Here is an 11,988-nt window from a genome sequence, read left to right on the forward strand (position 1 = left end):
TGATGATCGGCGTGTCGTCGCCCGGGAAATCGTAGTCGCTCAGCAGCTCACGGATTTCCATTTCGACCAGCTCGAGCAGCTCTTCATCGTCAACCATGTCCGCTTTGTTCAGGAACACAACGATGTAAGGTACGCCAACCTGACGGGACAGCAGGATGTGCTCACGAGTCTGCGGCATGGGGCCGTCAGCTGCGGAGCAAACCAGGATAGCGCCGTCCATCTGGGCCGCACCGGTGATCATGTTCTTAACATAATCCGCGTGGCCCGGGCAGTCTACGTGTGCGTAGTGACGGGTCGGAGAATCGTACTCAACGTGAGAGGTCGCGATGGTGATACCACGCGCACGCTCTTCCGGTGCGTTATCGATCTGATCGAAAGCACGGCTCTCACCAGTACCCCATACTTCGTGACATACACGAGTCAGGGCGGCTGTCAGAGTGGTCTTACCATGGTCAACGTGACCAATGGTGCCCACGTTTACGTGCGGCTTGTTACGCTCAAACTTTGCTTTAGACACGGTTACACCTCTTCCTGTTTCTTAAGTCCTGGGGATCAACCCTTTTTAATGATCGCTTCGGCAATGTTCGAAGGAGCTTCCATATAGCGGGAGAACTCCATCGCATAAGACGCCCGACCCTGTGTTGCAGAACGCAGGTCGGTGGCGTAACCGAACATTTCCGACAACGGAACCTCTGCACGGATGACCTTACCGGCAGGACCTTCGTCCATGCCCTGGATAACGCCGCGACGACGGTTCAGGTCGCCTACAACATCACCCATGTAATCTTCCGGCGTCACAACTTCAACACGCATGATCGGCTCGAGCAGTGCCGGGTTCGCCTCGAGGGCACCCTTCTTCATTGCCATGGAACCAGCGACCTTGAAGGCCATCTCGTTCGAGTCGACGTCGTGGTAGGAACCGTCGTACAGGGTTGCCTTGATACGCAGCAGCGGATAACCGGCCAGACAGCCGTTCTGCATCTGCTCTTCAATACCCTTTTCTATTGCTGGTATAAATTCTCTTGGGATCGCGCCACCCACGATCTCATTGATAAACTCTAAACCTTCATTCTCAGAAGGGCTAAACTCAACCACTACATGACCGTATTGACCACGTCCGCCCGATTGACGAATAAACTTATGGTTCGCATCAACCGACTTACGAATCTTCTCACGGTAGGCCACTTGAGGCTTACCGATATTCGCTTCAACTTTAAATTCTCGCTTCATTCGATCCACAAGAATATCAAGATGCAACTCACCCATACCTGAAATAATGGTCTGGCCAGTTTCTTTATCCGTCTCAACTTTAAAAGAAGGGTCTTCTTGCGCCAATTTACCTAAGGCAACACCCATCTTCTCTTGGTCAGCTTGAGACCTAGGCTCAACTGCAACCGAAATAACCGGCGCAGGAAACTCCATGCGTTCGAGGATAATACGATTATCGCCGTCACATAAAGTATCGCCTGTTGTAACATCTTTCATGCCGATAAGCGCGGCGATATCACCCCCACGCACCTCTTTGATCTCTTCACGGTTGTTGGCATGCATCTGTACCATACGACCCACGCGCTCTTTTTTGCCTTTGACTGAGTTATAAACCCCGTCACCTGACTTAAGAACACCCGAATACACACGAACAAATGTCAACGTACCTACAAACGGGTCAGTGGCAATCTTAAAAGCCAAGGCCGAGAAAGGCGCATCATCGTCAGCATGACGTGCAGCAGGAGTTTCATCTTTATCATCCAATATACCCTCAATCGCTTTAACTTCGATTGGAGATGGCATGAACTCAATGACCGCATCTAACATCGCCTGAACGCCCTTATTCTTAAATGCTGAACCTGCCAACATAAGAACAATATCGTTATCAAGCGTACGTGAGCGTAAACCCTGCTTTAATTCGTCCAGAGATAAATCACCATCTTCAAGGTATTTATCCATTAATTCTTCATTTGCTTCTGCAGCAGCTTCTACTAGCTGTTCATGAAGCTTATCAGCCGTTTCTTGCATATTCGCTGGGATATCTTCCAGCTCATAGGTCATACCTTGATCTGCCTCATTCCACATGATGGCTTTCATGCGAATCAGATCAACCACACCTACAAAGTCTTCTTCCGTGCCAATCGGAATATTGATAGGTATAGCATTTGCCCCAAGACGCTCTTTTAGCTGATCAACAACCATAAAGAAGTCAGCACCTATGCGATCCATCTTATTGACGAATACCATGCGCGGCACTTCATATTTATTAGCCTGACGCCAAACAGTCTCAGTCTGAGGCTGAACACCGGAAGAGGCACAAAGCACAACAACAGCACCATCCAATACACGCAAAGAACGCTCAACTTCAATCGTGAAGTCAACGTGCCCCGGCGTATCAATGATATTAATTCGATGATCTTCGAATTGTTGGCTCATGCCCTTCCAGAAGCAGGTAGTTGCAGCAGACGTGATAGTAATACCACGCTCCTGCTCCTGCTCCATCCAGTCCATAGTTGCAGCACCGTCATGTACTTCACCAATCTTATGAGAAAGACCGGTGTAAAACAGAACACGCTCCGTAGTCGTCGTTTTACCGGCATCCACATGTGCGCAGATACCGATGTTGCGATAACGTGATATAGGAGTCTTACGAGCCACAACTTAGTCCTCAGTTTTTTAGAAGCGGTAGTGAGCGAATGCTTTGTTCGCTTCAGCCATACGATGCACGTCTTCACGTTTCTTAACAGCCGCACCGCGACCTTCAGAAGCATCAACAAGCTCACCTGCCAAACGTAGAGCCATGGATTTCTCACCACGACCACGTGCAGAGTCAACCGCCCAACGCATAGCAAGAGCCATACGACGAGCAGGACGCACTTCTACAGGCACCTGGTAAGTTGCACCACCAACACGGCGAGATTTAACCTCAACCGCTGGCTGGATCGCTTCCAGAGCTTTTTCAAAAATTTCCAATGGATCTTTGTCTGAGCGCTCTTGGATTTTATCCAAAGCACCGTAAACAATTTTCTCAGCAACTGATTTCTTACCGTGAACCATTACATGGTTAATAAACTTGGCAAGAACAATGTTACCGAACTTAGGATCCGGTAGTATTTCGCGCTTTGCAGCGACGCGTCTTCTAGGCATGATAAGCCCTCAATTCATTAAAAGGTCTTCAGGTTTTCCAAGTATGTAAACTTGGCCTTACTCTTACCGCGTATCCGGTTTAGCTTCTTAGTCTTACAAGAAAGCTGCGCCGCAGGGACTACGATTAAGATTTAGGACGCTTAGCACCGTATTTAGAACGGCCTTGCTTACGCTCACTAACACCTGAGCAGTCCAGTGCACCACGTACCGTATGGTAGCGAACACCTGGAAGGTCCTTAACACGACCACCACGAATTAGAACAACACTATGCTCCTGTAGGTTGTGACCTTCACCACCAATGTAGGAAGCAACCTCGAAGCCGTTGGTCAAACGAACACGACATACTTTACGTAATGCTGAGTTCGGTTTTTTCGGAGTAGTGGTGTAAACACGGGTACATACGCCACGACGCTGAGGACAAGCCTGCAATGCGCGAACATCGCTAGGCTGAACTTTGCGTTTACGCGGTTTACGTACCAACTGGTTAATCGTTGCCATTTAAGCAAACTCCACGTTTTGATTTAACACCATAAAAATTGGATATTTTTCAATCCAACCACAAAGGGGCCGGAATTTTAATAAATTCCGGCCCCAACATCAAACACTGAGTACTATTTATTCAATAAAAATGAAAAAATAGTTATTCAGCGTCTGGCATAGACGCATTTAATGCTTCAGTTAGTGCTTGCTGCACATCTTCTGCACTTACAGTCGCACTTTCACCTTCAGCAGGTTGAGCACGCTTGCGTTTGCGTTCTTCGTGGTAAGCCAGACCTGAACCCGCTGGGATCAGACGACCAACCACGACATTTTCTTTCAAGCCGCGCAAGAAGTCCTGCTTGCCTGTTACTGCACCTTCAGTCAATACACGCGTTGTCTCTTGGAAGGACGCGGCAGAGATGAAGGACTCAGTTGCAAGTGATGCTTTAGTAATACCCAGCAACACACGGTCAAACTTAGCAGGGATCTTACCTGCTGCTTCAAGCTCTTCGTTCTCAGCCAATACCGCTTGGTATTCAACCTGATCACCTGTAATAAAGCTTGAGTCACCTGAGGAGACGATTTCAACTTTACGCAACATCTGACGAACAATAACTTCGATGTGCTTATCGTTGATACCTACACCCTGTAGGCGGTATACATCTTGAATCTCGCTGGTAATGTACTTAGCCAGCTCTTCAACACCCAGAATACGCAAGATGTCATGTGGGTTAGATGGGCCATCAGAGATAACCTCACCTTTATTCACTTGCTCACCTTCGAAGACGTTTAAATTACGCCATTTCTGGATCATTGTTTCGTGTGGCTCAGCATCACTTGGCGAGATAACTAAACGCTTTTTGCCTTTAGTTTCTTTACCGAAGCCGATGATACCTGATACTTCAGCTAAGATAGAGGACTCTTTTGGCTTACGTGCTTCAAATAAGTCAGCAACACGTGGTAGACCACCGGTGATATCCTTGTTCACAGAACCTTCCTGCGGGATACGAGCCAGTACATCACCCACCTGAACATCAGCACCATTACTTAAGTTCATAATCGCTTTCGCAGGTAATAGATACTGCGCAGCAGAATCTGTACCTGGGTGCATTACATCATTACCTTTAGCATCCAATAACTTGATCATTGGGCGGATATCTTTACCTGCCGCTGGACGATCTTTGTTATCAAGTACTTCGGTTGTAGACAAACCGGTCAATTCATCAGTCTGACTCTTAACGGTAATACCATCATCCATACCTGATAATTCAACGCGACCCGCCACTTCAGAGATAATTGGATGCGTATGCGGATCCCAATTAGCAACAATGTCGCCCGCTTCAACTTTACTGCCATTCTTAACTTTGATTACAGAACCGTATGGAAGCTTATAACGTTCACGCTCACGACCATGCTCATCAGTCACACCAAGTTCACCCGAGCGCGAAGTTGCAACTAATGCACCATCTGGACGCTCAACAAACTTAAGATCATGTAGACGAATCTCACCGCCATTCTTAACTTGGATACTATCCACTGCTGCAGCTCGCGAAGCTGCACCACCTATATGGAACGTACGCATGGTAAGCTGTGTACCCGGCTCACCGATTGACTGAGCGGCGATAACACCTACAGCCTCACCTGGGTTAACCAGGTGACCACGGCCTAGATCACGACCATAACAGCTTGCACAGATACCGTGACGAGTACGACATGTAATAGCACTACGCACAATGATCTCATCAATGGATGAATAGATATCTTCGTTTTCTAAACGATGCTTCCATGCCTCATCAATTAATGTACCTGCAGCAATAAGAACATCTTTACCTGATGGATCAAGAACATCCTGAGCTACAACACGACCTAACACTCGATCAGCCAGCGCAACTACAACATCACCGCCTTCGATTAGAGGAATCATTGACAAACCTTCCTCTGTGCCACAATCAGCTTCCGTGATCACAACATCCTGAGCAACATCAACCAAACGACGCGTCAAGTAACCAGAGTTTGCTGTTTTCAGTGCTGTATCCGCTAGACCTTTACGTGCACCATGGGTTGAGATGAAGTACTGAAGTACGTTCAAACCTTCACGGAAGTTCGCAGTGATCGGCGTTTCGATAATTGAGCCATCTGGCTTAGCCATCAAACCACGCATACCGGCAAGCTGGCGAATCTGCGCAGCACTACCACGGGCACCGGAGTCGGCCATCATATAAACAGAGTTAAATGACTCTTGCTCTGATTCTTTACCGTCTTTAGTAATAACCGGTTCAGTTTTCAAGTTATCCATCATCTTCTTAGCTAACAGTTCATTAGCACGAGACCAGATATCGATAACTTTGTTGTATTTCTCACCTTGAGTTACCAAACCATCAGCAAACTGACGTTCGATATCTACAACTTCGGTTTCCGCCTCTTCGATAATCAGCGTTTTTTCTGCTGGAATCTCGAAATCGTTCACACCGATCGATACACCAGACATAGTTGCCTGACGGAAGCCGGTATACATCAGTTGGTCGGCAAAGATAACCGTATCTTTCAAACCACAACGACGATAGGCTTCATTCAATAGACGGGAAATAGCTTTCTTCTTCATTGGCTGGTTAACCAGCTCATAAGGAAGGCCGTTTGGAACGATAGCAAACAATAAAGCACGACCAGCCGTTGTTTCTTTCAGCTCAGTGATAACTTCAACATTACCTTCGATATCACGAATCGTTTCAGTAATACGTACTTTAATTCCAGCCTGAAGATCTAACTGACCTGCACCTTGGGCACGAGCGATCTCATCAATATCTGAGAACACCATGCCTTCACCTTTCGCATTTACACGCTCACGAGTCATGTAGTACAGACCCAATACAACGTCTTGCGAAGGAACGATAATCGGCTCACCGTTAGCAGGAGATAACACGTTATTGGTCGACATCATCAATGCCCGTGCTTCTAGCTGCGCTTCAATAGTCAACGGTACGTGTACCGCCATCTGGTCACCATCGAAGTCGGCGTTGTATGCCGCACATACTAATGGGTGCAGTTGAATTGCCTTACCTTCGATTAGCACAGGCTCAAACGCCTGGATACCTAAACGGTGAAGTGTTGGTGCACGGTTAAGCAGTACCGGATGTTCACGGATAACTTCATCCAAGATATCCCATACTAATGCTTCTTCGCGCTCAACCATCTTCTTAGCAGCTTTAATCGTAGTAGCGTGACCACGAAGCTCTAGTTTAGAGAAGATAAAAGGCTTAAATAGCTCAAGTGCCATCTTCTTAGGAAGACCACACTGATGTAAACGTAGGTATGGACCTACCACGATTACAGAACGACCAGAGTAATCTACACGTTTACCCAATAAGTTCTGACGGAAACGACCCTGCTTACCTTTGATCATATCAGCCAAAGATTTCAGAGGGCGCTTGTTAGAACCGGTAATAGCACGACCGCGACGACCGTTGTCTAACAACGCATCAACAGATTCTTGCAACATACGTTTTTCGTTACGTACGATGATATCCGGAGCATTAAGATCCAACAGACGCTTAAGACGGTTGTTACGGTTGATAACTCGACGGTACAGATCGTTAAGATCAGACGTTGCGAAACGGCCACCATCAAGAGGAACCAATGGGCGAAGATCTGGCGGAAGAACCGGCAGCACTTCAAGAATCATCCACTCAGGTTTGTTACCTGATTTGTAGAATGCTTCTAGCAACTTAAGACGCTTAGATAGCTTCTTAATTTTTGTTTCAGAGCTAGTCTGTGGCAACTCTTCACGTAAACGGTCAACTTCTTCTTTTAACTCAATTGAAGAAAGCAGCTCACGTACCGCTTCAGCACCCATACGGGCATCAAAGTCATCACCAAACTCTTCAAGCGCTTCAAAGTATTGCTCATCGTTCAACATCTGACCACGCTCAAGGGTAGTCATACCTGGATCGATAACAACGAAAGACTCGAAGTAAAGAACACGTTCAATATCACGCAACGTCATATCAAGCATCAAGCCAATACGGGACGGTAGTGATTTAAGGAACCAAATGTGGGCAACTGGAGATGCTAATTCGATGTGCGCCATACGCTCACGACGAACTTTAGCCAGCGTAACTTCTACGCCACACTTCTCACAGATAACACCACGATGCTTCATACGCTTGTATTTGCCGCATAAGCATTCGTAATCTTTTACTGGGCCAAAAATTTTGGCACAGAATAAACCTTCGCGCTCAGGCTTGAAGGTACGGTAGTTAATGGTTTCTGGCTTTTTAACTTCACCATAAGACCATGAACGGATCATCTCAGGGGAAGCCAGAGTGATCTTGATCGAGTCAAACTCTTCAGATTGACCCTGTGTTTTAAGCAGATTCAGCAGATCTTTCATTCTTTCAAGCTCCTAACGGAGTTCTTGCTTAAGGCCGCTCTAATGAGCGACCCCCGCCTGGTGTACAGTTTTGTGCTTATTCGGATTCGAGCTCGATGTCGATACCCAGAGAGCGAATCTCTTTAATAAGTACGTTGAAGGACTCCGGCATACCCGGCTCCATACGATGATCGCCATCCACAATGTTTTTATACATTTTGGTACGACCATTCACGTCATCGGACTTAACTGTGAGCATCTCTTGAAGCGTATATGCAGCACCATAAGCTTCCAGTGCCCACACCTCCATCTCACCGAATCGCTGACCACCGAACTGAGCTTTACCACCCAGCGGCTGCTGAGTAACAAGGCTATAGGAGCCAGTTGAACGCGCATGCATCTTATCATCAACCAAATGGTTCAATTTCAGCATATACATGTAACCAACGGTTACAGGGCGATCAAACTGATTACCTGTACGGCCATCAAACAATGTTGTCTGACCTGTATCACTTAAGCCCGCTAAACGTAGCAACGACTTAAGCTCAACCTCTTTAGCGCCATCAAATGCAGGCGTTGCCAGTGGAACACCACCGCAAAGGTTTTTAGCCAGTTCAAGGATCTCTTCATCCGTAAAGCTATCTAGATCTTCAGTACGGCTGTTAATGCCCGCACCTAAATCAGCGTTATAGATCTTATGTAAGAACTCACGAATCTCTTTAACCGTTTCAGCACGCTCACGCTCTTGATCTAGCATCTCATTGATGCGGCGACCCAGACCTTTAGCAGCCATACCCATATGCGTCTCTAGTACCTGACCAACGTTCATACGTGACGGTACACCTAGCGGGTTCAGTACGATATCGACTGGCTCGCCGTTTTCATCATAAGGCATATCTTCAACAGGCATGATTACAGAGATTACACCCTTGTTACCATGACGCCCTGCCATCTTGTCACCTGGCTGTACGCGGCGCTTAGTTGCCACATAAACCTTAACAATTTTCAGGACACCCGGCGCAAGATCATCGCCTGTCTGTAGCTTGTTCTTTTTGTCTTCAAAGCGCTTGTCTAGCGACTCTTTACGCTCTTCTAACTGCTTCTCAGCCAATTCAATCTGTTCAGCTGCAGCTTCATCTGAAACGCGGATATTGAACCAATCTGATTTCGACAAGCCCGCTAAGAATTCAGCCGTAATCTCTTCACCCTTCTGAAGGCCTGCGCCACCGTCAGCTTTCAACCCAATAAGCACTTTACCTAAACGCTCAAAGGTTGCTTGCTCAACAATACGTAGCTCTTCATAAAGGTCTTTACGGATGGCATCTAGCTCAGATTTTTCAATCGCTAGTGCACGCTCATCCTTTTGAACGCCATCACGTGTAAATACTTGTACATCGATAACTTTACCAACCGTACCCGTCTTAACACGTAGAGATGTATCTTTAACATCGGACGCTTTCTCACCGAAGATCGCTCTTAGTAGCTTCTCTTCTGGTGTCAGCTGGCTTTCACCTTTCGGCGTTACTTTACCAACAAGAATATCACCTGGGCCTACTTCAGCACCGATATGAACGATACCCGCTTCATCAAGCTTAGCCAGCGCAGATTCACCTACGTTAGGGATATCCGATGTAATCTCTTCAGAACCCAACTTAGTGTCACGAGCAACACAGGTAAGTTCTTGAATATGGATCGTTGTAAAACGATCTTCCTGAACAACACGTTCAGAGATGAGGATGGAATCCTCGAAGTTATAACCATTCCAAGGCATAAATGCGATACGCATGTTCTGACCTAGCGCCAGCTCACCCATATCTACAGATGGACCATCAGCCATAACATCGCCAATAGCAACCTGATCACCAGGGCTCACGATAGAACGCTGATTGCTACATGTATTTTGGTTTGAGCGGGTATATTTGGTCAGGTTGTAGATATCTACACCTGCATCACCAGCGGTCACTTCATCATCATTAACACGCACCACAATACGGCTCGCATCAACAGACTCAATAACACCACCACGACGCGCAACAACACAAACACCGGAGTCCTGTGCAACGTTACGTTCAATACCTGTACCTACAAGCGGCTTATCCGCACGTAGCGTTGGTACTGCCTGACGTTGCATGTTCGAACCCATCAAGGCACGGTTAGCATCATCGTGTTCAAGGAACGGAATCAATGAAGCCGCCACAGATACAACCTGACGTGGTGACACGTCCATGTACTGTACTTTTTCTGGCTGCATAACCGTTGTTTCGTTCAAGTGACGAACAGTAACCAACTCATCAAGTAAGCGGCCCTCTTCATCCATAGTTGCGGATGCCTGTGCGATAACGAAGGTGTTCTCTTCAATCGCAGATAGGTAATCCAGCTCATCGGTTACTTTACTGTCAATAACACGACGGTACGGTGTTTCAAGGAAACCGTAATCATTGGTACGCGCAAACGTTGCCAAAGAGTTGATCAAACCGATGTTTGGACCCTCTGGTGTTTCGATCGGACATACACGACCATAATGTGTCGGATGTACGTCACGTACTTCAAAGCCAGCACGTTCACGTGTTAGACCACCTGGGCCTAATGCAGAAACACGGCGTTTATGGGTAACTTCAGACAACGGGTTGTTCTGATCCATAAACTGCGATAACTGAGAAGAACCAAAGAACTCTTTAATCGCTGCAGCCACAGGCTTAGCATTAATTAGATCTTGTGGCATTAGGTTATCGGATTCAGCCATGCTTAAACGTTCACGAACGGCACGTTCTACACGAACAAGACCAACACGGAACTGGTTCTCTGCCATCTCACCGACAGAACGGATACGGCGGTTACCTAGATGATCGATATCATCTACCGTGCCTTTACCATTACGGATATCGATTAAGGTTTTCATCACCTCAAGGATATCTTCTTTATCTAAGACACCAGAACCTTCAACCTCATCACGACCGAGACGACGGTTGAACTTCATACGACCTACAGCAGATAGATCATAACGATCTTCGCTGAAGAATAAGTTTTCAAATAACGCTTCAGCCGATTCTTTTGTTGGCGGCTCACCAGGACGCATCATACGGTAGATTTCTACCAGAGCTTCTAACTGGTTACGTGTCGGATCATTACGTAGCGTATCAGAAACAAACGGACCACAATCCAATTCGTTGGTGTATAACGTTTCAAAGGTAGTGATATTAGCAGCGCGCAGCTGCTCAACCAATTCCTCTGTAATCTCAGCATTACTACCACAGATCAACTCACCGGTTGCAGGATCAACAACATCGCGTGCAATCGCTTTACCTACAAGATACTCCATAGGTACTTCAAGCTGCTCCATGCCCACTTTCGCCATCTGACGAATGTGACGTGGCGTAATACGGCGGCCGGCTTCAACAACAACATTGCCTTTCGCATCTTTTACTTCAAAAGAAAGCGTCTCACCACGTAGACGGTCGGCAATCAAATGCATTTTGATTGTTTCGCTGTCTAGTGACCACGTCGTATTTTCGAAGAAAATATCAAGGATTTCTTCAGTCTGGTAGCCTAACGCACGCAACAAAATAGTTGCTGGTAATTTACGGCGACGGTCAATACGAACAAATAAGCTATCTTTTGGATCAAATTCAAAATCTAACCATGAACCACGGTAAGGAATAATACGCGCAGAATAAAGCAGCTTCCCAGAAGAGTGAGTCTTACCTTTATCATGATCAAAGAATACACCCGGTGAACGGTGAAGCTGTGAAACGATTACTCGCTCAGTCCCGTTTACAACAAATGTACCGTTATCTGTCATCAAAGGCATTTCGCCCATGTAGACTTCTTGCTCTTTAATATCTTTTACAGCTTTATTGCTGGATTCGCGATCATAAATAACCAAGCGAACTTTAACGCGCAGTGGAGCTGCATACGTAATACCGCGTATTTGACACTCTTTAACGTCAAATACAGGCTCACCCAGACGGTAGCCCACATATTCCAGAGATGCATTTCCAGAATAGGA

The 11,988-nt window shown here is 46.6% G+C and carries 6 protein-coding genes; all 6 read right to left on the minus strand.

Going from position 1 to position 11,988, the window contains the following annotated elements; translation table 11 throughout:
* Window positions 1-517: GTP-binding protein (locus Q0499_RS14235; RefSeq protein ID WP_299200411.1), on the minus strand; the 517-nt coding region annotated here is incomplete at its 3' end.
* Between the two features lie 35 nt (window positions 518-552).
* Window positions 553-2,646 (minus strand): elongation factor G, encoded by a 2,094-nt coding sequence (fusA, locus tag Q0499_RS14240; RefSeq protein WP_299200412.1) that lies wholly within the window; start codon window positions 2,644-2,646, stop codon window positions 553-555.
* An 18-nt stretch (window positions 2,647-2,664) separates the two neighbouring features.
* On the minus strand, window positions 2,665-3,135 hold the full coding sequence (rpsG, locus tag Q0499_RS14245; RefSeq protein WP_067862884.1) for a 30S ribosomal protein S7: 471 nt from the start codon (window positions 3,133-3,135) through the stop codon (window positions 2,665-2,667).
* Window positions 3,136-3,259: 124 nt separating this feature from the next.
* Window positions 3,260-3,634: a 30S ribosomal protein S12 gene (rpsL, locus tag Q0499_RS14250; protein ID WP_067862891.1), complete on the minus strand. Its 375-nt coding sequence runs from the start codon at window positions 3,632-3,634 to the stop codon at window positions 3,260-3,262.
* A 142-nt stretch (window positions 3,635-3,776) separates the two neighbouring features.
* Window positions 3,777-8,003 (minus strand): DNA-directed RNA polymerase subunit beta', encoded by a 4,227-nt coding sequence (gene rpoC, locus Q0499_RS14255; RefSeq protein ID WP_067862892.1) that lies wholly within the window; start codon window positions 8,001-8,003, stop codon window positions 3,777-3,779.
* Window positions 8,004-8,079: 76 nt separating this feature from the next.
* A partial coding sequence (gene rpoB, locus Q0499_RS14260; RefSeq protein WP_299200414.1) for a DNA-directed RNA polymerase subunit beta occupies window positions 8,080-11,988 on the minus strand: 3,909 nt, incomplete at its 5' end.

It is taken from the genome of uncultured Amphritea sp. (assembly GCF_937127095.1).
Lineage (GTDB): Bacteria > Pseudomonadota > Gammaproteobacteria > Pseudomonadales > Balneatricaceae > Amphritea.

What these genes read in the sequence shown, in the direction of transcription:
- rpsG (WP_067862884.1), bottom strand. Translation starts at nt 3,135, where the DNA reads ATGCCTAGAAGACGCGTCGCTGCAAAGCGCGAAATACTACCGGATCCT.
- rpsL (WP_067862891.1), bottom strand. Translation starts at nt 3,634, where the DNA reads ATGGCAACGATTAACCAGTTGGTACGTAAACCGCGTAAACGCAAAGTT.
- rpoC (WP_067862892.1), bottom strand. Translation starts at nt 8,003, where the DNA reads ATGAAAGATCTGCTGAATCTGCTTAAAACACAGGGTCAATCTGAAGAG.